A 25,878-nucleotide genomic window follows, 5' to 3' on the forward strand; every position below is an offset into this window, starting at 1 on the left:
ACTCCCCGCGCGTCCACCGAAACACCCCCGCCCGGCCTCGACGCGACACCCCGGATCAGGCCCGCCTCCTTCGCCCAGCAGCGGCTGTGGTTCCTGTCCCAACTGCCGGGCGCGAACGCCGCGTACAACGAGACCATCGCCTACACCCTGACCGGCCCGCTCGACGCCGACCTGTTGTCCCGCGCCCTCGACACGCTGACGGATCGTCATGAGTCGCTGCGGACACGGCTGGTGGCCACGGACGGCGACGTACACCAGCACATCGACCCACCGGGCGGCGGATTCACCCTGACCCGTGAAGACCTCACCGACGCCGAAGCCGACGACGCGGACGCGCGGGTGGCCGCCCGCCAACTCGACGAAGCACAAAGCCCGTTCGACCTCGAAGCCGGCCCGCTCGGCAGAGGCCGCCTGCTCGCCACGGGACCCGAACGCCACGTACTGCTCCTGACGTTCCATCACAGCATCTACGACGGCGTCTCGATGAACGTCATGATGGACGAACTCGGCCAGCTCTACGAAGCGTTCGGCGCGGGCGCCCCGAACCCCCTGCCGCCGCTCACGACGCAGTTCGCGGACCATGCGCGCGCCCAGCGCGAAGCCGACCTCGGCACTCAGGAGGGCTACTGGCGGCGCGCACTGCACGACGCCCCGCCCGTCCTGGAACTGCCCACCGACCGTCCACGACCGGCGGAACAACAATACGACGGCGGGCGGGCCGAGTTCACCCTCGACGCCGAGGTCACGGCCGAACTCCGGAGTCTCGCGAGACGGCACGGCGCCACGCCCTTCGTGGCCCTGCTGACCGGATGGGCGATCCTCATGTCACGGCTCTCCGGGCAGGAAGACATCGTTGTCGGCAGCCCGTTCGCGGGCAGGCGCGGCCCAGGAGCGGCCGGCCTGATCGGCTTCCTCGTCAACTCCCTCCCGCTGCGCGTCGATCTCTCCGGATCCCTCACCGCCGCCGAGGCACTGACCCGCACCCGCGCCGTCGTACGCGAGGCCCTCGCCCACCAGGATCTGCCCTTCGAGCGCATCGTCGAACTGGTCAACCCGCCGCGCAGCGCCTCCCGCACACCTCTGTTCCAGACCATGCTGGCCTGGCAGCCCGACCGGCGGGGCCTGCTGCACCTGCCCGGAGTCGAGGCCGAGCCGCTGCCGATCGCCCACGCCCCGGCCAAGTTCGACCTCGCCCTGTCGGCGACCGAGTCCGACGGCCGGATCACCGGACACCTGGACCACGCGACCGCGCTCATCGACCCCGACACCGCCCGGCGCTGGTCCGGCCATCTCCGGCAGTTGCTCACCGACATGGTCCGCCACCCCGAACGGGACATCCGCGCACTGGAGTTGATGACACCGCAGGAGCGCCGACGGGTGCTCCTCGACGGCGACGCCACGCGACCCGACACCGCCCCGCCGCCCGACCCGGTGGAAATTGCCCTGCGTTCGGCGTCCGGACTCGTCGAACTCTTCGAGGCACAGGTCCGCGAGCGCCCCGCGCGGACCGCGGTCGTCGACCGGGACGGCTCGCTGGACTACGCGGCACTCGGCCGCCGAGCCGACCACCTCGCGCACGCGCTGGTCGCCCGGTCCGTCCGCCCCGGCGACGTGGTGGGCCTGCACGCGCAACGCACCCGCGACCTGGCCGTCGGCATCCTCGGCATCCTCAAGGCCGGCGCCGCCTACCTCCCGCTCGACCCGGGCCAGCCCGCCGAACGCCTCGCCCGCATGATCGAGGACGCCGCCTGCCCGCTCGTGCTGAGCGACCACGACACCGCCGAACGCGCCCCGGAATGGCTCGACTTGGCCACCGTAGAGGCCGAGGGAGCGACCCGGCAGGGACCACCGGCGGACATCGACCGCACGCCCGACCAGCTGGCCTACGTGATCTTCACCTCCGGGTCCACGGGACGGCCCAAGGGCGTCGCGGTCGAACACCGCAGTGTCCTCGACCTGTTCGCGACCTGGCACGCCCGCATGGGCACCGCCCCGGGCGAGGTCGGCTCCGCCTGGTCCGGTATCGGCTTCGACGCCTCGATCCACGAACTGCTGCTGCCCCTGACCACCGGCGGCGAACTCCACATCGTCCCCGAGGAGTTGCGCGGCGACCCCGAGGCCCTGCTGGCGTGGATGCGCGAACACGCGGTCACCCAGGCGTTCCTGCCGCCCGCCTACGTCAAGTGGATCGACGAGGACCCCGCCGTACGACTGCGCGGACTGCCCCTGCGCAAGCTGCTCACCGGAGTCGAGTCGCTCACCGAAGCCGCACTCCACCGCATGACACAGCACCTCCCCGGCCTGCGTATCTGCTTCGGCTACGGCCCCACCGAGGCGACCCTCTACAGCACCGCCCACTACGACCCCCGCCCGCTCGAACGGCCGTGCCCCATCGGCCGCCCGCTGCCGCACACCCGCATGTACCTGCTCGACGGCCGCCTGGAACCGGTCCCGCCCGGAGTGGTGGGCGAGGTCTACCTCGGCGGAGCGTCGCTGGCCCGCGGCTATCTCGGCCGCCCCGACCTCACCAAGGAACGCTTCCTGCCCGACCCGTTCGTGCCCGGCGAGCGGATCTACCGCACCGGGGACCTCGCCCGCCGACTGCCGGACGGCCAGGCCCACTTCATGGGACGCGCCGACGACCAGATCAAACTCCGCGGCTTCCGGATCGAGCCCGCCGAGGTCGAGGCGGCGCTCACGGCCCTGCCCGGCGTACGCGAAGCGGCGGTCCTCGTCGACCACGACCCGACGGGCCAGCCCCGGCTGATCGCCGGCATCGGCCGCGGCACGGCACCCGCCCGCACCGCACACGACTGGCGCGCCGCCCTCGCCCGCCGACTGCCCGACTACATGATCCCCGCCGTCTTCCTCGACCTCGACACCCTCCCGCTCAACCGCAGCGGCAAACTGGACCGCCCCCAACTCCTGCGCCAGGCCCAGGAGTCGACCTCCGACCAGGTCAACACGGCCAGCCCGCGCGACCACGTCGAACACGGCCTGTACCGGATCTGGCAACGCACCCTGCTCCACCCCGACATCGGCGTCAGCGACAACTTCTTCGAGATCGGCGGCACTTCACTGTCGGCCATCAAGATGGCCCACGCCGTCACCGAGACCTTCGGCCGCCGACTCCCCGTCGGCGAGGTCATGACCCGCCCCACCATCGAGGCCCTGGCCGCACTGCTCCGCGAGGACGGCAGCGCCCGCGCCCCCGGCAGCCTCATCGAGTTCCGCCCCGGCACCGGCCCGCGCGTGGTCTGTGTCCACCCCGCAGGCGGCACCGCGTTCTGCTACCTGCCCCTGGCCACCCTCCTGCCCGAAAGTGTCGGGCTCTACGGCATCCAGTCCCCGGGGGTGAACCCCGACGAGGATCTCCTGCCCAGCGTGGAGGCCATGGCCGAGGCGTACCTGCGCCTCCTGGAACCGCTCGGCGACCACCCCCTCGTCCTGACCGGCCTGTCCTACGGCGGCCTCGTCGCCCACGAGATGGGACGCCTGCTGGCCGCCGCCGGACACCGCGCGGTCAGTGTCGTCCTCCTGGACACCCAGGCCACCGACGACGCGACCGCCCGCGCGGAGATAGGCGCCGTCGACGCGACCGAGTTCCGCGACAAACTCGTGAGGTTCAACGGGATGTACCCCGGCATCGACGACGCCCAGGTCGACCGCTACTTCCGCCTCTACAACCACAACCGGCTCACCGCCCGCGAACACCTCCCGGCAGCCTCCCCGGCCCGGCTGATCCTCGCCCAGGCCGTACCAGACGGCACCGACACCCCCTTCCACGCGGAGGTCCGCGACTTCTGGCAGCGCAGGGCCGAGGGCGCGTTCCGGGTGGAGACGCTGGAGTGCGACCACTGGGAGATCCTGGAGGGCGCCGGAGCGGCCCGGGTCGGCACCCTGCTGGACGCCGAACTCGCCCACCACACCGCCCAGTCGGCCCTGCAGGTACGGGAGGCGTGATGGACCTCGGACCTGCCTCCAGCATCTTCCCGGCACCGCTCGACACGGCCCGCACGCGGACCGCCTCCCTCGCCGAGACCGTCCTCGCCCAGGCCCGCCGCACCCCTGCCGCCCCCGCCGTCGAGGACGGCGACCGGGTCCTCGACTACACGGAACTCGAACGGGTCAGTGGCCTGGTGGCAGCGCGACTGCACGCGGCCGGAGTACGCCCAGGGCACGCGGTCGCCGTACACCTGCCGCGCTCGTGGCAGTTGGTCTGCGTCATGCTCGGCATCCGCCGCGCCGGAGCCACCGTCGTCCCCCTCGACCGCCTCAGCCCGCCCGACCGGCAGCGCCACATCCTCGACGACTCGGGCGCCGTGGTCGTGGTCCATGGGCGAGGTCCCCAACTGCCCGCGCATCTCCCGGTGTTGGACGTCGACCTGCTCCTCAGCGGCGAGGGCGGCACCGACCTGCCCGCCGTGTCCGCGGTCCAACCCGGTGACACCGCCACGGGCTTCGTCTTCTACACCTCCGGCAGCACCGGGCACCCCAAGGGTGTGGAGGTCACCGACGAGGGAGTGCTGCGACTGGCCCGCCCCGGCTATCTCGACCTCAGACCCGGCACCCGCTTCGCCTCGCTGGCCAACCCCGCCTTCGACGCGCTCAGTTTCGAGGTATGGGTCCCGCTGCTGACCGGTGGCGTCTGTCTCGTACTCGACGACAGCCAGGTGTACAGCGCACCCGGACTCGCGAGGGCGCTCGACGAAAGGCGCGTCGACACACTCTTCATCACGACGGCACTCTTCAACGCGGTCGTCGAGCAGGTACCGCACTCCTTCGCCACCGTCGGACAGGTCCTCGTCGGCGGCGAACAGCTCAACACCCGTATCGTCCGCCGCTGGTACGAGTCCAACCCCGAGGCCCGGACTGTCCTGCACAACGTGTACGGGCCGACCGAGGCGACGACCTTCGCCCTCTGCCACCCCATCCCGCGCGACTTCGCCGGCGACACGATCCCCATCGGCACCCCGCTCCCCGGCACCGGCATCCTCCTGCGCACCGAGGACGACCGCACCGCCGAACCGGGGGAGGTGGCCGAACTCCTGCTCTCCGGTCCGGCGTTGGCGCGCGGCTACCGCAACCTCCCCGAGCGGACCGCCCACAGCTTCGTACGGCTCCCGAACGAAGGGGCCGGGCAAGGGCGTTGGTATCGCACCGGTGACCTCGTGCGCCAGGACACCGAGGGCCGGATCACCTACGTCGGCCGGGCCGACCGCCAGGTCAAGGTGCGCGGCTTCCGCATCGAACCGGGCGAGGTGGAACGGCAGATCCTGTCCCGGCCCGCCGTCCGCCAGGCCTACGTCTGCACCCGCCGCGACGCCGAGGACCGCAACGAACTGCTCGCCTTCCTCGTCCCGGGCGACGAACTCTCCTACGACACCTACGACCGCCACCTCGCCGCGACCCTGCCCTCGTACATGCGCCCCCACCACACCTACCTCGTCGCCGAACTGCCGCGCAACGCCAACGGGAAGGTCGACCGGGAGGCCCTGCTGCGCGATGCCCGTACTCCGTGGCGCGGCACGCCCGAGGACGACGCACCGCCCGTCAGCGCCGGACAGCGCCGGGTGTTGGACATCGCCGAGGACATCCTCGCCGTCGACGGCCTGCGGCCCGGGGACCGTTGGGCGGCCAGCGGCGGCGACTCGCTCAAGGCGCTGCGCTTCCGCTTCGAGATCCTCGACCGCTACGCCGTCGACCTCCCGCACGACCTGGTCCTGCGGGCCGACTTCGCCGCCCTCGCGGACGCCGTCGACGCCGCCGACACGGCCGTAGGAGAACACCCACCTATACCCGGCCCCGCCGGGGAAACGACCGCGCCGGCCACCAGTGAGCAGGAGCGGCTGTGGCTTCTGCAGCAGCGGGCGCCCGAAGACCGGTCCTACGACGTGCCGTTGGCGTTCCGGGTGCGCGGTGATGTCGATACGGGCGCTCTGCAGCGCGCGGTGCGTGGTCTGGTGGAACGGCATGTCGCCCTGCGCACCCGGCTGGTCCCCTCCCCGGACGGGCTGCTCCAGCGGACCGGCGATCCCTACGACCCCTGGCAGCATCTCGAAGCCCGCCCGGGGGAGGAGTGGCAGGACACCGCCGACCGGTTCTTCGAGCACCGCTTCGACCTCGCCGAGGGGCGGATGCTGCGCGTCGCCTGGGTGCCACGGGCCGACGGTGGACTGCTTCTGCTGCATCTGCACCACGTCGCCGTGGACGGCTGGTCGCTCAACCTCCTCCTCCGCGACCTGACCGACGCCTGCGTCGCCGACGGCTCGACCCGTACGCCCCTGGATTTCGCCCACTGGCAGCGCAGTTGGCACACCAGTCCCGCCTACGCGGACCGGCGGGCACGGCTGCGCTCCCACTACGGCCGCGACGGCGAACCGTCACCCGCACAGCCGGTCCCCGACACACCACGGGCCCGCCTGCTGCGCACCACGCTCGACGTCGTCCGCCGCGGCGCACTGGACCGGCGTGCCGCACAACTCGGCCTGACCCGCTTCCAGTTGCTGGTGTCCGCGTTCGCCGCGAGCGTCTACGGCGTCACCGGACAGGGCCGCCCGCTGATCGCCACGCCGGTCGCGAACCGGGCCCGGCCCGAATTCGCCGACACCGTCGGCATGTTCGCCAACACCGTGCTCCTCGACCTGCCGATGGAGCCGCACCGCCCATTGGATGCCCAGCTGTCCGAGCACGCCGACGTCGTGCACGCCGTACTGCGCGACCAGGAGGTCGCCCTCGCCGACGTCCTCGCGGACCGCGCCTTCGGCGAGCGAACCCCCTTGTTCGACTACCTGTTCGTGCTGGAGAACACCGACTTCTCCGCACTGCGGCTCGACGGCTGCGACGTACGGCCGGTGTGGCCCGAGCCGCTCGGCGCCAAATGCGCCCTCACGCTGTCGGTGGTGGAGCACGAGGGCGGCTTCGACTGCCTGTGGGAGTACCGCGACGACATCGGCGCCGAGCGCGCCCAGGCCGCGGCCCGCCTCTTCCGCCAGGCCCTCGACCAGCTGACCGGCGGCGACGACACCACCCTGCACGAACTGGTCGCCGACTACCGCCGCACCCTGCCCGACCACGGCCAAGGCCCCACGCGGCCAACGGACTTCGCGACCGTCGCCGAGGGCTTCGCCCGGAAAGTCGCCCGTACCCCGCACGAACCAGCGGTCACAAACGGCGAGTTGACCCTCACCTACGCCGAACTCGATGCGCAGGCAGCAGGGTTGGCTACCGCCCTCGCCGCCCGCCTTCCGGCGGATCCCGCCGCCCCGGCGGCCGTGGCGCTCCATCTCCGGCCCTCCGCCGAGCACATCGTGGCCCTCCTGGCGGCGGCCCGGCTGAACCTCACCGTCGTACCGCTCGATCCGGCCTATCCGCCGCCCCTGCTGCGGCATGTGCTCGACCAGGCCGACCCGTTGTGCGTACTCGTGGCGCCGGAGGACGAGGACGCGCTCGTAGCGATCGCGCCGGCGTCCCTGCCGCGGCATGTCCTGACCCTCGCGGACGCTCCCACCGTCGGGCTCGAAACTCCCGCGCACCAAGGAGCGCGTCCGCTCTACACCCTGTTCACCTCCGGCTCCACCGGCGCTCCCAAAGGCGTCCGGGTCTTCGACCGGACCCTGTGCAACCTGCTGACCTGGCAGCGCACCGACGGCGGACTGCGCGGGCCCGCCGTCACCCAGCAGTTTTCCATGCTGTCCTTCGACGTCTCCTTCCAGGAGATCTTCACCACCCTGTGCTCCGGGGGCCTGCTGCGCCTGGTCGAACCCGCCTGGCGGCACGATGTCCCGTCCCTGTTGCGGGAGTTGGAGACCGGGGGAGCGGAGCGGATCTTTCTGCCGTACGTCGCCCTGCAACTGCTCGCCGAACACGGCGTGCGGACCGGCCGGTTCCCGTCGCGGTTGCGTGAAGTCGTCACGGCCGGGGAGCAGTTGGTGTGCACGGACGCGATCCGCCGCTGGTTCGCCGGACTGCCGGACGCCCGCCTGTTCAACCACTACGGCCCCACCGAGACCCATGTCGTCAGCGGTCTGTGCCTCGACGGTGATCCCGCCGCCTGGCCGCTGCGGCCCGCGATCGGGCGGCCGGTGGCGAACGCCGTCCTGCGGGTCGTCGACGAGGGCGGGCACCCCGTGCCGCCTGGCGTCACGGGCGAGTTGCTGATCGGCGGCCTCATGGCCCACCGCTGCTACCTCGGCGACGACACACCGCACCACGACCGCTTCACCGACGACCCCGGCCTCGGCACCTTCTACCGCACCGGCGACCTCGCGCGCTTCGACGCGGACGGCCTGCTGCACTACGCGGGTCGCGACGACAGTCAGGTCAAACTCGGCGGGCACCGGCTGGAGTTGGGGCAGGTCGAGGCCGCGCTGCTGCAGTACCCGGGCATCACCCACGCGGTCGCGGCGGTGGCGGACGGACTGCTGGTGGCCTGTCTGAAGTGCCGGGGCGGCGACCCCGACCCGAAGGATCTCGCCGACCATCTGTCCGGGCTGCTGCCGGGGTATGTGCGCGTGAGCAGGTTCCGCCGCCTCACCGAACTGCCGCGCACCCCGAGCGGCAAACTGGACCGCCGGGCGGCGCTCACCGCCCAGGGGCGTGAACTGCGCCCGGTGGGTGCGACCGTCCGGGCCGCCCAGTCACCTCTCGAAGCACGGCTGGCCGAGCTGTTCGAGACGGTGACGGGCAAGGCCATCGGTGTGGAGCAGCGGTTCTTCGACGCCGGCGCCACCAGCCTGGACCTGATGCGCTTCCAGCTCCGGTGCGCGGGCGAGGACCAACTCGCCTTCGGCGTACCGGAGTTGTTCGAGCACGTCAGCCTTCGCGCACTCGCCCGCCTCATCGAGGGGCGCGCGTCGGAGGGCGGTACGGATGATTCGACGCACCTTGACGCGCCACGACCCGTGGGCGAACCCGTCGCCGTGATCGGGATGGCCGTACGACTGCCGGGCGCCCCCGACCTGGCCGCCTTCTGGGACCTGGTGGTCTCCGGCGGCCGGGGCATCGAGCACTTCCCGACGGCAGACGGCCGGGTCGGCGCCCGCAGCCAGCTCGCCGGACCGCTCGACTTCGACCCGGGCCACTTCACCATCAGCCCGCACGAGGCCCGGCTGATGGACCCCCAGCAACGGCACCTCCTGATGAACTGCGTCGAGGCACTCGCCCACGCGGGAATCGCGGACCCGGCGGCCCACCGGGTCGGACTCCTCGCCGCCTGCGGCGAGAACACCTACTTCCAGCGCATGTTGCGCGAGGCCGAACCGGACCGACTCCCCGACACCTTCCGGCTCGCGCTGCACCACGAGAAGGACTTCCTGGCCACCAAAGCCGCCTACCACCTCGGACTGACCGGGCCCGCCTTCACCGTGCAGTCCGCGTGCTCCAGCTCGCTCGTCGGCGTCCACGTGGCCGCCGGGATGCTCCGGCAGGGCGACGCGGACGTGATGCTCGTCGGCGGTGTCCTCGTCGACATCGACCTGACCGACGGCTACACCTACCGGCCGCAGCACATCTTCTCGCCGGACGGCCACTGCCGGCCGTTCAGCGCGGACGCCGCCGGTACCGTCGGGGCGAGCGGCAGCGCCGTCGTCGTGCTCAAACCGCTCGCCGCCGCCCGCCGGGACGGTGACACCGTCTACGCCGTCGTCACCGGCTCGGGAATCAACAACGACGGTTCGGACAAGCTCAGTTACAGCGCCCCGGCCCTGGCGGGGCAGCGCGCCGCCATCCGTACCGCCCTGCACCGCAGCGGCCGTAGCGGCGCCGACCTCGGCTATGTGGAGGCGCACGGGACCGGTACCCGGCTCGGGGACCCGGTGGAGACGGCCGCGCTGCGGCAGGCGTACGGGCTCGCGGACGACGCGCGCGTGGCGCTGTCCTCCGTGAAGAGCCAGGTCGGACACCTGGGCGCCGCCGCAGGTGTCGTCGGCCTGGTGCGGGCCGCGCTCGCCGTGCACCACGGGGTCGTTCCGCCGACGGCCGACTTCGACCGGCTCAACCCCGAGATAGAGGACGGGCCCTTCCGGATACCGGTCACCGCCGAAGCCTGGCCCTCCGACACCCCGCGAGTGGCCGCCGTCAGCAGCTTCGGCATCGGCGGGACCAATGCCCATCTGCTGCTGGAACAAGGGGAGTTGGCCCACCACGGTGCTGTTCCGGCCGAGCCGGTGGCGTGCCTGGTGCTGTCCGGCAGTTCCGCGTCCGCCGTACGCGCGGACGGGCGCCGTATCGCCGCCTACCTGAGGGCGCACCCCGACACCTACCCGCGGGTGCTGCGCCACCTCCAGGCCGGACGGCCCGCGCTCGCCCACCGGGCTGCGGCCGTCTGCCCGGACGTCGACTCCGCCGTCGCGTGGCTCGACACGCTCGGTGAGGTCGGGGAGATCGGCGAGCCGCTCGCGCGGACCGCGCTCGAGGCACCGGACCGGGACCCCCGCGCCCTCGCCGAGGCATGGACGGCCGGACACACCCTCGTATGGCCCGAGGGGCCCGCCCCCGCGCCCTGGGACTTCCCACCGCCCGCCTTCGACACGGCGGAGTACGACTTCCAACGCGCGCCCGGAGGCGATGACTCCGAGTCCGAGTCCGCGCGGTCGGCCGCCCCGCGACGGCTGCCCGCAGGCGAGTGGCTGCACCAGCCGCTGTGGACACGACTGCGCCGCGCCCGCACCGGCGCCCACCCGCCACGGCGCACCGCCGTCGTGGTCACCGCGCCGGACGCGGACGGCACGGCGTGGCGGTTCCTGGAACGGCACTACGCCCGCGTGGTGACCGTGCGCGCCGGACAGGGACTCACCCGGCTCGACGAGGACCGCTACGAGGCCGATCCCGCCGACACTGACCAACTCGCCGTCGTGCTCGCGGAGATCACCCGGCGCACCGGCCCCGGCGTCGACTGGCTGCACACCCTCCCGCTCACTCTCGACGGCAGCCTCGACGACCCTGCGCTGGAGGCGGCCCAGTTGGCCTGTCTCGACACCGTCGCGGCGCTCGCCCGCGCCCTCGCCCAAGTCCCGGACGCCGAACGGCCCCGCGTCTGGCTGCTGTCCCACGGGGCGCAGCCGGTCACCGGCCCCGTCCGCACCCCCGAGGCGGGCCTCCTCGCCGCCGCCCTCGAAGTCCCCCGGCAGGAACTGGGCGTGACCCTGCGCTGGGCCGACCTGCCCGGACCGCGCCCGGCCGACTGGGCGGCCCAGCTGCCGGACCTGCTCCTGGACGACACGATCACCGAACCGGCCACCGGCCTGCGCGACGGCTTCTGGTGGCAGCGCACCCTTCAGCCGGTGCTCGCTCCCGAGTCGCCAACTGCCGCCGTCCGTACGGCCGTTCCGGGTACCCACCTGGTGCTCGGCGGCACCGGCGGCATCGGCACCACCCTCGCCGCCCGCCTCCTCGAACACCCCGGCAACCGCGTGGTCCTCGTCGCCAGGGGGAGCGCGACACCGCCCGCGCTACGCGCGCACCAGGACCGCGTCACAGTGGTCCCGGCCGACCTCGCCACCGACGACCTGGACACGGTCGGGGACCTGCTCGCCCCGCACCTCGACGGCCTCGCCGGGATCGTCCACGCCGCGGGCACCGCCGCCGGCGGGCTCCTCGTCCGCCGCGACCCCGCCACCGCCCGCCGGGCCACGGCCGCCAAACTCCGCGGTGCCCTGCTCGTCGAGCGGATCATCGCCGAGCACGACCCGGACTACGTGGCCTACTGCTCGTCAATGGCTGCCCGGTACGGGGGAGTCGGGCAGTTCGACTACGCGGCGGCCAATGCCTGTCTGGACGCCTACGCCCACCACGCACCGCCCGGCGCCGACGACGCGACCGTCCGCATGACCATCGGCTGGGACGCCTGGCGGGACGTAGGCATGGCACAGCACGCCCTGACCACCGACGCCCGCCACCAGGAACACCTGAGGACGGCGCTCACCCCCGAGGACGGCGCGGCGGTCTTCGAACGGGCCCTGCACCTGCAACTGCCGCACCTGCTGGTCAACACCACGCCCCTGGCGGAGGCCCACTACTTCTACGAGCACGGGCATGGGCACGAGAACGGGCACGGGTCCGTCGTCGATTCAGTGCCGGCGCCCAACGACCCCGCAGCCGATCTCGCCGAGATCCTGTGCGACCTCCTCGGCGTGGACACCGTCCACCCCGAGGAGGCGCTCTACGACCTGGGCGCCGACTCGCTCACCCTGCTGGAACTCATCGACGAGGTGAAGCGCCGCCACGGCACCGACATCGACCTGTCCCGGCTCAGCCACCGGGTGAGCCTCGCCGAGATCCTCGGCCACGTCGACACCGGAACTCGCCGCGCGACAGCCGAGGTTGCCGTCGAAGTGTGGCAACGCGGGCCGGGCCCGGACGTGTTGTGCCTGGTCCATCCGGTCGGCGGCGACATCCAGGCCTACAGACCGCTGGTGGCGGCCCTGCCCGCCGAGTCGACCGTCTGCCTGATCGCCGACCCGAAACTGCGCGACCCGGGACTGCCCGCCCGTTCGATCGCCGACCGGGCCGCGCACTACCTGGAGGCCGTGCGGGCCGCTTTCCCGGACCCCAACCGCCGTCTGAGCCTTGCGGGTTGGTCGTTCGGTGCCTGGACCGCCCTGTCCATGGCCGCACTCGCCGAGGCCGACGGCCGACCCGTCGACGCCGTCCACCTCCTCGACCCTCCGCCACCCGGCGCCGGCCAACGCCTCGCCGCCTACGACGAACAGCAGGTGGACGCCGTCTTCGCCCGCGAGCTCAGCGGCAACGCCGGCGGACCGCTGTCGGAGTCCGGCCGCGCCTACGCCGAACGCCTCGCGCACTGCTGCCGAACCAACCTCGCGGCCATGGCCGAACACCGGCTGCCACGGCTGCACCGGACACCGGCCGAGATATGGCTCGCCGAACGCCCCGTAGAGGAAGGGCTGTTGACCCCGGAACCGACCGCGCCCGGCGCCTGGGACGCCCATCTGCCCAGCCCCTACCGCCTCCACCACATCGCCGCCACCCACTACGAACTCGTCGCGGAACCCCACGTACAGGCGATCGCCGCCGCACTCGCGACAGCCCCTTCCGAGGGCGCTCTGCTCCACTCCGCCGGACGATCCTGAGGAGGCCACCGTGCAGCACCCCTACACCCGCCTGCCCGAGCGGTCCTTCTGGCGCACCGCGGTCGCCGAACCCGATCCGCTCGACATCACCGACCTGTGGACGCCGAAGTTCACCATCGGCCAGGACGATCCCGTCGTCACCGCCGGATCCTGCTTCGCCGCCCACATCGGACGGGCCCTCCTGGAGGAGGGCATGCACTGGTACGACGCCGAACCGCCACCGCCGGGCCTCACCCGCGCGGAGCGGTCGGCGCGTGGCTACCGACGCTTCTCCTTCCGGACCGGGAACATCTACACCGCCGCAGCGCTGCGCCAGTGGATCGCCTGGGCGCTGGACGAGGAGAAGCCGCCCGAGGAGGTCTGGGCGGAGGACGGCGCCTTCCACGACCCCTACCGGCCCACCGTCGAACCGGACGGCTTCGCCTCACCCGCCGATCTGCTGCGCTCCCGCGACACCACCCTCGCCGCCGTCCGCACCGCGCTCACCAAGGCCGACGTCCTCGTCTTCACCCTCGGTCTGACCGAGGCCTGGCACGACACCCGCACCGGCACGGTGCTGCCGATGTGCCCCGGAACCGTACGCGGCACCTTCGACCCCGCCCGGCACGTCCTGCGCAACCACACGGTGGCCCAGGTCCACGACGACCTGACGGCCCTGCTCGCCCTGGCCCGCACCGTCAACTCCCGGCTGCGGATGGTCCTCACCGTCTCCCCGGTCCCCCTGACGGCCACCGCCACCGGCCGTCACGCCCTCGTCGCCACCACCCACTCCAAGTCCGTCCTGCGCGCGGCGGCGGGCCAACTCGCCGACGAGAGCGACGACTTCGACTACTTCCCGTCGTACGAGATCGTCACCGGCCACCCCTACCGGGCGGCCTTCTACGAACCCAACCTCCGCACGGTCAGCCCCGACGGCGTGGCCTTCGTCATGCGGCACTTCTTCGAGGCCGTCCAGGGCCGGACCACCACCACGCCCATCACCACCACCCCCGTCGACGGCGGAGAGGACAACCGGTGTGACGACGCAGTGCTCGACTACTACAACCCCCGCCCGCTTCCTCCTGCTCGGTGACTCGCACGCCGGTTGCATCGGACGCGCCGCCCAGGCGGCCGAACTGCCCTTCGTCGGCGGCCCGTTGGGATCGGGGCGCGACTTCCTGGGCCCCTTCTTCGACACCGACGCCGCTGGCCTCACCTTTCGGCAGGCCGAGACACAGCGGCTGTACCGCGAGTTCCTCGACACCCTCGACGTGCCCGCGCTCGCCGGACTGCGGGTGCCGCTGGTGTGCACCTTCGGCCTGAGTGCGCACACCGTGGCCACCCGGCAGAACTGGGACCTCTACCGCGACCGGCACGGATCCGTCCCCGACACCTTCCTGCGCAGCGGCCTCTTCGCCGACCTGATCCGCGCGACCGTCCGGGGCGCGCTCGCCTTCTACGACCATGCCGCCGCCCTGGGACTACGAGTCCTGGCACCCCTGCCGCCCCAGCGCGTCCCCGGCATGTCCGACCCGGACGTCTTCTTCGCCGCGCAGGACATCCTCCTAGCCGAACTCACCGCAAGGGGCGCCGAGTTGGTCGACCTGCGGACCCGCGTCACCGACGAGAGCGACCTGCAACGCCCAGCCTTCTCCCAGCCGGACGACACCATCCACGGCAACCTCGCCTTCGGCCGCCTCGTCGTGTCCGAACTCCTCGACCGAGGCCTGTAAACCCCCACCGCACCTACGTCACGGAGGTCCCCCATGGAGGACTACGCGCTCAAGGCCGTCGAGCGGCTCACCACCCGCCCCGCCGAGCCCTACGACACCCTGTCCGTCGAGCCGATCACCCCGCTGCTGGGCGCCGAGGTCACCGGACTCGACCTGTCCCAGGAGCTGACGCCCCAGCAGGAGAAGGAACTCAAGCACGCGTTCCAGACCTACCATGTGCTGGTCTTCCGCGACCAGGACATCACCCCCGAGGAACACAAGCGGTTCGCGGGCGTCTTCGGCGAACTGCACCCCGTCGCCCTCGCGCCCGAGGGATCCGACCCGTACATCCTGGACATCAAGGCGAGCAAGGAGTCCCGCGCCGTAGTCGGCAACGGCTGGCACGCCGACGGCACCGCCGACCCCGAACCCTCCCTCGGATCACTTCTCTACATCACCACCGTCCCCGAGGGCGGCAGCGGCGGCGACACCGTCTTCGCCAACATGCACCTCGCCTACGAACTGCTCTCACCCGCCATGCGGGGCTTCCTCGAAGGCCTCACCGCACTCCACGACGGAGCCCTGCCGTGGACCGCCGCCGGACAGACCCCGCCGCCCGAGTACGACGTACCGCGCACCGAACAGCCGGTCGTCGTCCGGCACCCGGAGACCGACCGCAAGCTGCTGTTCGTCAACGCCCCCTACACCTCCCACATCACCCAACTGTCCCGCCCGGAGAGCGACGCCCTGCTCGACCTGCTGTACGCGCACATAGCCCGCACCCCGCTGCTGCACTGCCGGGTCCGCTGGCAGGAGCGGACCCTCGTCCTCTGGGACAACCGCAGTGTCCAGCACCACGCCGTCTGGGACTACTTCCCGCACACCCGCGAGGGCCGCCGCGTGGCCGTCAACGGCAGCTCCCTGCAGGCCTGAACGATGCCCACGACCGACATCGCTCCGGCTTGGCTGCGGCACGTCGCCACGGACCTCCACGAGCAGTTGCCGACAGACGTCCGCGACGACTGGACGGCCCGGCTGCACGTCCTTCTCGACGAAGTCCCTTACACAGAAGGCCTGTTCGCCGTCCATGTCTGGCAGGTCGAGACGGTCCTGCCGCTCCTCGCGGAGGCTGCGAAGGGTGGAGAGGCAGCCGTGTTCGTGGCTCCGCGGGATCTGCACCGTGCGGCGACGCGCGGCAGGACACCGGACCAGGACACCTGGAGAACGGCGCTCACCCCGATGCTCCTCCACCTCTACGACGCCGCCTACGACCGGGCCGGCGCGTACAGCGAGGCCCATACGGGCGCCCGCGACTACGCCCTGGGCAACGGTTTCTCCGCGGCCGACGCGGACGGATACGGCCACGAGTACGCACAGTTGAGCAGCGACGCGAACGCGCGGGCCTGCGCCGAGGCCCACGCGGAGGCGCTCGGTCCCGCACTGGCACGGGCCTACGCGGACGACGGGTGCGAGGCGTACGCCGACACGTTTCCCGCCGCCCAACTCCGGGCTGTCGTACGGGTCTTGACCGGGCGCGGTGACCCGGACCCGGCCGTGCGACTGGCGGAGGGGCTTCTCTCGGCGCTGGCGACATCGCCGCCGTAGACACTCGGGCCGTCGATCGCAGAGAGTGTTGATTCGCAGCAAGATCGGCGGCGCGCCACGACGGGAAGGGGCCATACCTCATGACACAGCTTCGGATCGGTGTGATGTACGACCGCGACTGGGCTCCGGAGGAGTTGCCCGGATTCTCGCGGCAGGTCGAGGCTCTTGGCGTGGACGATCTCTGGGTGGTCGAGGATCTGGGATGGAACGGAGGGGTGTCGGCCGCCGCCATCGCGCTGGGAGCGACACAGCGGCTGCGGGTGGGCATCGGGATCATGCCGGCCCCGTTGCGCAGTCCGGCACTGCTGGCGATGGAGGTGGCCACGGTGGCGCGGGTGTTCCCCGGTCGGCTCGTCGCCGGGATCGGGCACGGGGTGACCGAATGGATGGCCGACGTCGACGCGGTCGCGAGGTCACCGCTCGCCCTGTTGGAGGAGACGATCAGCTCCGTGCGCGCCCTGCTCCGTGGGGAGCGCGTGGTCATGGAGGGGCGGGAAGTGCGGCTGTCCGGCGTGCAGTTGGTCCATCCGCCGACGGAGCCGCCGCCAGTGGTCGCGGGCGTGGTGCGGCCCCGTTCGCTGGAGCTGTCCGGGCGAGTCGCGGACGGGACGGTGATCGCCGAGGGGCACGGGCCGTCCGATGTCAGGAGCGCTCGGGCGTCGGTCGAAAAGGGCGGTGCCTCCGCGGATCACACCATGACGGTGTTCGCCTTCTGCTGCGTGGGGGACAGCGCCGATCAGGTGCAGCAAGAGCTGCAGCCGCATGTCGACGGCCACGGTGCCTGGCTCGGGCGCCCGGCGGAGCAGGTGTACACCGTCTCCGGTACGGCGGAACAGGCCGCCGAACGGGTCCGCGAACTGGAAGCGGCCGGCGCGGACACGGTGGTGCTGCGCATGATCGGCCCGGAGCCGGTGGAACGGCTGGGGTCTCTGCTGAAAGCCCTTGGCCGCTGACTCCGGTGGCGGCGAGGCGATCATTCCGGTCCGGCACTGGACACGGCGGCCAGGTCCGTACACGATCCCGTCCATGACAGTCGAGGACGCCATCACCGCAACCGCCGACCGGATCGCCGCGCTGCTCCCGGCGGGGACCGACCCGGGGACGCCGCTGCCGGGCGCCGAGTGGACGGTGGGTGAGGCGGCGGCGCACCTCGCGCTGGCGGGGAAGCTGATGGGAGACATCGGGGCGGGCAGGACACGGCCCTACGGCGACGGGACGCCCGGTGGGCTCGCGGCGGCCAACAGGGCGTCCCTGGCCGCGTTCCCGGAGCGGGATCCGGTGGTTCTCGGCACGGTGATAGCGGAGCAGGCCCGGGCCTTCGTCACGGCCGCCGCCGGCCGCTCTCCGCAGGAGCAGGTGCTGACACCGATGGGGCCGATGGACCTGGCCACCCTGGGCTCGTATCTGCTCACGCATCTGCTCGGGCACGGCTACGACATCGCGGTCGCGCTGCGCAGGCCGCACATGGTGAGCCGGGAGGTCGTCCCGTTCACGCTGCCCTTCATGCGGCTCGCCATGCCACGCGTCGTGAGCGCTGCCGCGGCCGGTCACCACGCTTGTTACGTGGTGCGGACCGGCCGCGAGCGGTTCGCCGTCACCTTCGCCGACGGCGTTCCCACGGTCAGCGACGAGCCGCCCAGGCGGCCCGACTGCACGATCGCCATCGACCCCGTCGCCTTCCTCCTCCTTGCCCTCGGCCGCTGGAGCGCCCCCGCCACCATGGCCCGCGCCAAGGTGATCGTCTGGGGGCGCAGACCGTGGCTCGGGCCGCGCTTCCCGGCGCTCTTCACAGCGCCGTAGCCGACGGCCCGAACGCCCTTACGCCCAGCAGCCGTTGACGGTCGCGGCGAGACCGTCGAGGGCGTCCTTGGTGTCGGCGGGGGCAGCGGTGGAGTTGTTCTCGATGAAGGAGAAGATCTTCCAGTTCCCGTCCGCCGCCTTCGTCAGTCCGCTCAGCGCGATCGCACCGGTGAGCGTGCCCGTCTTGGCCATCACCTTGCCGACCGCGCACTGGGAGTCGGCGGTGTCGAACCGGCCCCACTCGGGTCCCAGCGTCGAGCCGGCCTCGCCCGCGACGGGCAGTCCGTCGATGATGTACTTCAGCGTCGGCGCGTTGGCCGGGTTGTCGGCCACGTCGAGGATGTCGGCGATGGTCTGCGCCGGGATGCGGTTGGAGCGGGACAGCCCGCTGCCGTCGTGGATCTCGTAGTTGGTCAGCGAGATGCCGTACTGGGTGAGGACCTGGCGGACGACGGCCGTGCCGTCCTCGAAGGTGGCCGGGCGGCCGGAGGCGAGCGCCGTCATCCTGAGCAGGGTCTCGGCGATATCGTTGTCACTCACCTTGAGCATGTGCTCCACGATGGCCGACAGCGCAGCGGACTGGTGTTCCGCCACGGGGACGGCTCCGGTGCCCGCGACGCCGTGGGTGACACTGCCGGTGACCGTGACACCCTGCGCGGCGAGGAGCTTCGCGAAGGTCTGGCCGGCGTCCAGGGACGTGTCCGTGACGTGGTGGCCGTCGACCACCAACGCCCGTACGGGAGCGATGGAGTCGGGGTAGTAGCCGTCGTTCCAGCCGACGGCGAGGGAGGGCTCGGGGAAGAGGCTGTCGTCGACCTGGACCTTCACCGAGGTCAGGCCCGCGCTCTTCAGGCCCGCGACGACGGTCGTGACCATCGCGCTGAGGTCGGCGGAGGTCAGGGTGCGGTCCCCGCCGCCGACCAGGGTAACCGTGCCGGCGTCGTAGACGACCTTCGTGGTGAAGCGGTGGTCGGGGCCGAGGATCGTGAGCGCTGCCGTCGAGGTGCCGAGCTTGGTGTTGGACGCCGGCATCAGCGCGGTGGCCGCGTCATGGCCCCACACGACGTTGTTGGACTGCGCGTCGATGACCACACCGCTGAGCGTGGTGCCCAGCCGGGTGTCCTGGATGCGGGTGTCGAGATTGGTCGCGATCTGCTGCTCGGCGGGGTCGAGCGTGGCGGCGGTCTGCCCGGCGGCGAACGCGGACGTACCGAACAGGATCGTCCCGGCGACGGGGGCGGTCACCGCGATGACGGCGACCCTGCGGAACATCGGACCGACCGTTCTGCTCTTGCGGTGGCGTCCGCTCGCGTGGTCGGTGGAGGGGGAGTTGGGCATGGCCGCCTCGGTGCAGGGGAGTGTGAGTGGGGACGTGCGAGAGATCCGGGGATCTTGAAAGGGAAAGTAACAGCTCCAACTCACGTTACCCATGGGTACGTTGTGAAGAACGGGAGCCTGGCTGATTTGCGACGGTGTCCGTCAGTCCTCGTCCCCGAAGGGCAGCGCGTCGAGGTCCCCGGTGAAGTCCTCCAGGCTCGGGAACATCAACTCCAGGGCGTCGTCCGGGAGTTCCTGCCGGGCGCCCGAGGCGGTCAGCGCCTGCTCCGTCCAGATGCACTTGCCCGTCGACGTATAGCGCGTGCCCCAGCGCTGGGTGAGAGCGGTGATCAGCTGCAGGCCGCGCCCACCCTCGTCCGTGTCCGTCGCGCGCCGTATGCGCGGCATCGTCAGGCTGCCGTCGAAGACCTCGCAGATCAGCTCGGCGCCGTGCAGGAGGCGCAGACTGACCGGGCCCTTGGCGTGCCGCACCACATTGCCCACCAGCTCACTGGCGAGGAGTTCCGTGGTCGGGGCCAGTTCCTCCAGACCCCAGGTGCTCAGCTGCTCCCGCACATGACGGCGGGCCTGCCCGGCCGCCCGCGGATCCTCGGGCAGCGGCCAGGACGCGATCTTGTCGGGGGTCAGGGCGTGCAGCCGGGCGACGAGCAGCGCGGCGTCGTCGGCCGTCGGATGCTCGGCGGGGAGCAGACCCGCCGTGAGGGTGTCGCACAGCCGCTCCAGGCCCGCTCGCCCCAGGTCCGCCTCCCCGCCGGACCGGTGCGCCGCGCTCAGCAGCCGCGCCAGATCCGCCATGCCCTCGTCCATCTCTCGCTTCGCCGACTCCACCAGACCGTCGGTGTAGAGGACCAGCAGACTGCCCTCCGGCACCTTCAACTCCACCGTCTCGAACGGCGGTTCAGCCGCGCCGAGCGGTGGGTCGGCCGACAGTTCCGGGAAGTGCACCGTGCCGTCCGGGTGGACCACGGCCGGCGGCGGATGACCGGCCGCGGCGATGGAACAGATCTGGGTCGTCGAGTCATAGAGCGCGTACAGACAGGTCACGTACGACTCCTCGCCCATCCCGGCGACGAGTTCGTTCAAGTGGCTCATGATCTCGTCGGGCGGCAGCTCCAGGTCGGCGAGGGTGTGCAGCGCGGTGCGCAGCCGGCCCATCGTCGCCGCCTCCGGCAGACCGTGACCCATCACATCGCCCACCACCAGCGCCACCTGCCCGCCCGACAGCGGGATGATGTCGTACCAGTCGCCGCCCACGTCCATGCCCTGGCCCGCCGGGAGGTAACGGGCGGCGGCCGTGCACGCCGGCAGCTCGGGCAGCGCGCGGGGCAGCAGACTGCGCTGCAGCTCACGGGAACGGTCGTGTTCGGCGTCGTAGAGCCGGGCCCGTTCCAGTGCCTGGGCGACGAGGGCGCAGATCGTGGCGAGGAGGGTGCGCTCCTCGTCGGTGAGCCGGCGGGCGTGGTCGAAGGCCACGACGCAGACACCGAAGGTGTGGCCGGACGCGGTCAGCGGGAGGAACGCCCACGCCTGCTTCTGGGCCCTGGCCGGTCTGGCGGCCAGTTCGGGGTAGCGGGCCGAGTACTCGCCGACCGAGGAGAGGAACAGCGGCACACCGGACGCGATCACGTCCCAGGACGGCTCGCCCGGGGTCCGGGCGCGGCCGTCGACGACGGAGAGGAACTCCTCCGGGTAGCCGTCCGCGCCCACGGTGTGCAGCCGGTCGCCCTCGATGGCCTGCACCAGAAGCCCGGTCGCGGCGAACGGCGGCAGCACCCGGCGGGCCACCGCGGCCACCACGTCCTGGGAGGTCGTCGCCTTCGCGAGGGCGGCCGTCAGCTCCCCGATCCGGGCCGCGCGCCGGCCCGCCGCCAGCTCGGACGCCCTGCGCTCCTCCTCGTGCTGCCGCTTCTCCGTGACGTCGGTGAGATAGAGAGTGACCCCGTCGGGACCCGGGACCAGCCGCAGGTGGTGACGGCGGCCGGTGCCCTCCAACTGGGCGTCGAAGCCGACCGGCGTCTCCTCGGCCGCGGCCTTCCGGCAGCGGTCCTCCAGGCCCGGGACGTTGCGTACCGTCGGCAGCTCCCACAGGAGGCGCCCGAACAGCTCCTCCTCGGACAGGCCCAGCGTGCGCTCCGCCTCCAGGTTGGCGAAGGTGATCCGCCAGTCGTCGTCCACCGCGAGGAAGCCGTCGCTCATGTGGCGCAGGGCCCGGCTGAGGGAGTCCCGCGCGGACCGGGACTCGTTGCTCTCCCAGCCCACGCCGATCATCCGCAGGGGCTCGCCCTGTTCGTCGTAGGTCGCCCGGCCGCGGGCCCGGGTCCAGCCGTAGGTACCGTCCAGGCGGCGCACCCGGTACTCGGCCTCGAACACGTCGTGCTCGCGGATCGCCCGGTCCACCGCGTCCAGCGTCGGCGGCAGGTCGTCGGGATGGACGCACACCATCCAGTTCTCGACCCTCGCCGTGTAGTCCTCGGGGCGGGTGCCGTAGAGCTCCAGGGCCGCCTCGTCCCAGATCAGCTCGCCGCCCTGGATGTCCCAGTCCCACGAACCGACGCTGACCTGCTTCAGCGCCTGCCGCAGCCGCTCACGGTGGCCGGCCGGCGCCGCCGTGGAGGGGCCGGAGGGCGGCGGCGCCTGGCTCATGCGCTCCTCGGTCCAGGCGACCAGGTCCCGCAGGAAGGCCCAGTGCCGCTCTGTGGGCTCACCCTGCTCGCCCATCAGGACCGTGAGCGCGCCGATGCTGCGGTCCCCGCCGGACACCGGCACGGCGGCCAGACCGGTACCGGGCCACGAGCGCTTCTGGCCCGGGGACCCGCTCACGGGCGCCGGCTCCGCCGGAACCCACGGAACCCACACACCACTGCCCTGGTGCAGTGCCCTGGCCGGGGCCGTCGGGCCCTCCTGGTCGATGATCTCCCACGGGCGGGTCAGGGCGGGCGGCAGGCCGGTCGACGACACCAGCCGCAGCGCGGACATCGGGCCACGCAGATGAATCGCTCCACCAAGAGCCCCCAGCTCGCCCACCGCGTGCTGCAGTGCCAGCCGGAAGACCTCGCTCTCGGTGACGCCGGGGTCCACCGTGCCGAGCAGAGCCAGACGTGCGTTCATACCGTAAATTTTACCGTTCCCGCCTCACATGACACTGTCTCCGCAGGACTCCCACCCTTGACTCAAGCTGTCGCCCAGGGCTCCCAACAGCCAGCGTTCCAGGCCGAGTTGCATCGGAGTTCCGCCGACGTTCCCGTGGGTGACAATACTCGGCATCCGGGGCGCCCGCGCCCTGTGCGACAGCAGGGACCGCAGACATCGCGCAGTTCACGGAAGGGGTGGGGAGCGGTAACGGCCGACGACTACGTTTGTGGTCGTCCCGGAAACCCTTGATCATGCCCGCGCGTTGTCACCCCGTCAGGCTCACCGCCCACCCGCCAACGAGGAGCGGCATGGACATCGGCGTATTCATCCCCATCGGCAACAACGGCTGGCTCATATCGAAGAGCGCGCCCCAGTACCGACCGAGCTTCGAGCTGAACAAGGCCATCGTGCAGAAGGCAGAGGAGCACGGGCTCGACTTCGCGCTGTCGATGATCAAGCTCAAGGGATTCGGCGGTGAGACGGAGTTCTGGGACCACAACCTGGAGTCGTTCACCCTGATGGCGGGCCTGGCCGCCGTCACGGAGCGGATCAAGCTGTACGCCTCCACCCCCATCTTGGTGCTGCCCCCGGCGATCGTCGCGCGCATGGCCACGACCATCGACTCCATCGCCCCCGGCCGCTTCGGCATCAACATCGTCACCGGCTGGGCCCCCGGCGAGTACGCCCAGATGGACCTGTGGCCCGGCGACGAACACTTCGGCAACCGCTACGCCCGCGCCGCCGAGTACGTCACCGTGATGAAGGAGCTGTGGAGCGAGGGCATCAGCAACTTCAAGGGCGAGTTCTACGAGATGGACGACTGCGTGCTGTCCCCGCGCCCGGCGGACGGCCACATCGACATCGTCGCCGCCGGACAGAGCAACACCGGGATCCGGTTCGCCGCCGAGCACGCCCAGTACAACTTCATCCTGGGCAGCGGCGTGAACACCCCCCTCGCGCTGTCGGGCACCACGGCCACGCTCGTCGAGGCGGCCGAGGAGACCGGCCGTGACGTCGGCGCGCTCTCCCTCTTCATGGTCATCGCCGACGAGACCGACGAGGCCGCCCACGCCAAGTGGCAGGACTACCACGACAACGCCGACCACGCGGCGCTGGCGTACATGGCGGGGGAGACGGCCACCGACACGACCTCCGACGGCACCTCGACCGCCCGGACCATCGCGCTGCCCGAGGGCGCGGTCAACTTCAACATGGGCACACTGGTCGGGTCCTACGAGACCGTCGCGAAACTCCTCGACGAGGTCGCCGAGGTCGAGGGCACCAAGGGCATCATGCTCGTCTTCGACGACTTCCTCGAAGGCCTGGAGAACTTCGGTACCCGCATCCAGCCGCTGATGAAGTCCCGGGCACAGTCCCGCTGACCCCTTTCGCACGAAGGCGGCCCCGGAGGGTCGGACACCCCACTGTCCGACTGCTCCGGACCACCAGGACAGGAAGGACGCCGCCATGACCCGTCGTTCCCGACAGGAGGAGGACTACGAGCGTGCCGGGCTCGACGGGCGGCTCAGCCCCGGCACCTCCCCGGCGCTGATCCTGGTGGACCCCGCCCGCGCCTACGTCGACCCCGACTGCCCGCTCTACGCCGGCGTCGAAGCGGCGGCCGACGCGATGAGGACCCTGCTGGCCGACGCGCGCCGGGCCGGGATTCCGGTCGTCGTCACGCGGGTGCTGCTGAGGGCGGACGGCAGTGACGGCGGGGTCTTCTTACGCAAGGTGCCGAGCCTGCGCGTGTTCGTCGAAGGCAGCCCCTTCGGCGAGTTCATCGACGGACTGGCACCGGCGACGGACGAACTGACCATCACGAAGCAGTGCCCGAGCGCCTTCTTCGGCACCGGGCTCGCCGAGCACCTCACCGCGGCCGGCGTCGACACGGTCCTCATCGGCGGACTCTCGACGAGCGGCTGCGTCCGCGCCACCGCCCTCGACGCCATGCAGCACGGATTCGTCCCGATCGTGGTCGAGGAGGCGGTCGGCGACCGCGATCCCGACATCCACGCGGCGAACCTCTTCGACATCGCGCACAAGATCGGCGAGGTCTGGCCGATCGGACGCGTCCAGGAGTACCTGGAGCCGTTCGGCTGACCGGGCATCGGATGCTACGCCGCGCGGTGCCGCCCCATGACGGGCTCGGCCAGCACCCTCGCCACCGGGCACAGGGTCTGACCGTGCCGCGCGAAGAGTTCGTCGCGCGAGTCGAAGCGGCCCAGATCCGCCACGACGTAGGCCGAGAGGTCGCACCCGGCGCCCGCCGTCGGGCAGAGCGTCGTCGTGCCGTCCCAGTCGACCGCCGTTCTGGACAGCGCCTCGAAGAGCGTCTCCGAGCCGGAGTTGGTGAAACCGGCCTCGCCGCTGCCGCCCAACTCCCCAAGGCTGCCGAAGAGTTCGGAGACCGCAAGCCAGGAGGCGGACGGCGCGTCGTCAAGACGGAATTCCGGCCAAGCCAGCAACACCCGGTCCGGGACGATCCGGCGCAACCTGGGAAAGCGCGGATACCAGAACGTCCCGTCCACCAGCAGACCGCGCACCCGGGTGGCCGTCCCGGTGGCCCGCGCCACGGCTTCGAGCACGGCGAGCCGCTGGCTGCACGATCCACGGCCGCGGCGCAGCACCTCGGACACCGGCCGCTCGTCCTGCACCGAGTACACCGGCCGTACCGCTTCGGTGATCCGGCGGTGGGCCCGGCGCAGGGTCTCGATCCGGCGGACGGTGTCCGCGTCCGCCGTCACGTCGAGCCCGTCGAGCAGTGAAGCCACGAGCGGATCCCGCCAGTCGAGGATCCGCGTCGGGGCCGTGCTCCCCGTCGCCGCCACACCGCCGGTTGTGCCGGCACGGGAACGCCTTCGCGGTGTGAGCAGCGAACTGGTCATGATCGTGGTCCTCTCGTCGGACAGCCCCGACCATCAGGGCTGTCCTTCAGCGGTCACCATCATGACGGAGAAATTGAACGTGTTCAACACCGGGTTTGTTGTCCGGCTCCGTCAGTTGCTGCCGTCGGTGAAGACCAGGTCGACGGCGACGCAGGTGCTGTTCTCGGAACCGGCGTCCACCCAGGGGGTGGTGGCATTGGACTGCGGGAAGATCCAGTAGCTGAGCTGGGTGTCGCCGCGGACGGTGAGGGGCGCGCCGTTGAAGCCGTAGACCTGTATGTAGGCGTGGAAACGGCTGCGATAACGTTATTCGAGACGGCGACGAGATCCACC

14 protein-coding genes are annotated in these 25,878 nt (G+C 71.7%); 11 read left to right on the forward strand and 3 right to left on the reverse strand.

The features are described 5' to 3' along the window. The 8 genes from JHN45_RS26240 to JHN45_RS26275 form a co-directional block, all read left to right on the forward strand. Positions 1-3,963, forward strand: a 3,963-nt coding sequence (locus JHN45_RS26240) for an amino acid adenylation domain-containing protein (protein ID WP_268982326.1), incomplete at its 5' end; no start/stop codon positions are given. Beyond that, on the forward strand, positions 3,963-13,091 hold the full coding sequence (locus tag JHN45_RS26245; protein ID WP_201050874.1) for a non-ribosomal peptide synthetase: 9,129 nt from the start codon (positions 3,963-3,965) through the stop codon (positions 13,089-13,091). The genes JHN45_RS26240 and JHN45_RS26245, both read left to right, overlap by 1 nt. A gap of 10 nt (positions 13,092-13,101) precedes the next feature. Continuing rightward, positions 13,102-14,163, forward strand: coding sequence for a GSCFA domain-containing protein (locus JHN45_RS26250; protein ID WP_201050875.1), 1,062 nt, complete (start codon positions 13,102-13,104; stop codon positions 14,161-14,163). Further along, positions 14,108-14,803 (forward strand): hypothetical protein, encoded by a 696-nt coding sequence (locus JHN45_RS26255; protein WP_201050876.1) that lies wholly within the window; start codon positions 14,108-14,110, stop codon positions 14,801-14,803. Before JHN45_RS26250 ends, JHN45_RS26255 begins: the two co-directional genes overlap by 56 nt. 33 nt (positions 14,804-14,836) lie before the next feature. Continuing rightward, positions 14,837-15,715 (forward strand): TauD/TfdA family dioxygenase, encoded by an 879-nt coding sequence (locus JHN45_RS26260; RefSeq protein ID WP_201050877.1) that lies wholly within the window; start codon positions 14,837-14,839, stop codon positions 15,713-15,715. Positions 15,716-15,718: 3 nt separating this feature from the next. Further along, a complete protein-coding gene (locus tag JHN45_RS26265; protein ID WP_201050878.1) occupies positions 15,719-16,387 on the forward strand; it encodes a hypothetical protein in 669 nt (222 codons plus the stop codon). Between the two features lie 80 nt (positions 16,388-16,467). Beyond that, entirely contained in the window at positions 16,468-17,340 is an 873-nt protein-coding gene (locus JHN45_RS26270; RefSeq protein ID WP_201050879.1) for an LLM class flavin-dependent oxidoreductase, read from the forward strand. Between the two features lie 73 nt (positions 17,341-17,413). Next, positions 17,414-18,187, forward strand: a complete 774-nt coding sequence (locus JHN45_RS26275) for a maleylpyruvate isomerase family mycothiol-dependent enzyme (protein WP_200715822.1) — start codon at positions 17,414-17,416, stop codon at positions 18,185-18,187. Positions 18,188-18,205: 18 nt separating this feature from the next. Here the strand turns inward: JHN45_RS26275 and dacB are convergent, their stop codons facing one another. After that, positions 18,206-19,525 (reverse strand): D-alanyl-D-alanine carboxypeptidase/D-alanyl-D-alanine-endopeptidase, encoded by a 1,320-nt coding sequence (dacB, locus tag JHN45_RS26280; protein ID WP_201050880.1) that lies wholly within the window; start codon positions 19,523-19,525, stop codon positions 18,206-18,208. Positions 19,526-19,666: 141 nt separating this feature from the next. After that, the gene (locus JHN45_RS26285; RefSeq protein ID WP_201050881.1) at positions 19,667-22,633 is read right to left on the reverse strand and encodes a SpoIIE family protein phosphatase; all 2,967 of its coding nucleotides are present in this window, start codon (positions 22,631-22,633) and stop codon (positions 19,667-19,669) included. 332 nt (positions 22,634-22,965) lie between these two features. Here JHN45_RS26285 and rutA point away from each other — a divergent pair, with 332 nt between their 5' ends. Together rutA and JHN45_RS26295 are read left to right on the forward strand one after the other, a co-directional pair. Further along, positions 22,966-24,039 (forward strand): pyrimidine utilization protein A, encoded by a 1,074-nt coding sequence (gene rutA / locus JHN45_RS26290; RefSeq protein WP_201050882.1) that lies wholly within the window; start codon positions 22,966-22,968, stop codon positions 24,037-24,039. A gap of 85 nt (positions 24,040-24,124) precedes the next feature. Then, the gene (locus JHN45_RS26295; RefSeq protein WP_201050883.1) at positions 24,125-24,760 is read left to right on the forward strand and encodes an isochorismatase family protein; all 636 of its coding nucleotides are present in this window, start codon (positions 24,125-24,127) and stop codon (positions 24,758-24,760) included. A 14-nt stretch (positions 24,761-24,774) separates the two neighbouring features. On the opposite strand, the gene JHN45_RS26300 is transcribed toward JHN45_RS26295, so the two are convergent. Then, on the reverse strand, positions 24,775-25,545 hold the full coding sequence (locus JHN45_RS26300; RefSeq protein WP_201050884.1) for a transglutaminase domain-containing protein: 771 nt from the start codon (positions 25,543-25,545) through the stop codon (positions 24,775-24,777). On the opposite strand from JHN45_RS26300, the gene JHN45_RS26305 reads away from it, so the two are divergent. Then, on the forward strand, positions 25,526-25,765 hold the full coding sequence (locus JHN45_RS26305; protein WP_201050885.1) for a hypothetical protein: 240 nt from the start codon (positions 25,526-25,528) through the stop codon (positions 25,763-25,765). The two genes, JHN45_RS26300 and JHN45_RS26305, sit on opposite strands and share 20 nt — an antisense overlap. Positions 25,766-25,878: the final 113 nt, after the last annotated feature.

The sequence above is a fragment of the Streptomyces sp. MBT53 genome (assembly GCF_016654115.1).
GTDB lineage: Bacteria > Actinomycetota > Actinomycetes > Streptomycetales > Streptomycetaceae > Streptomyces.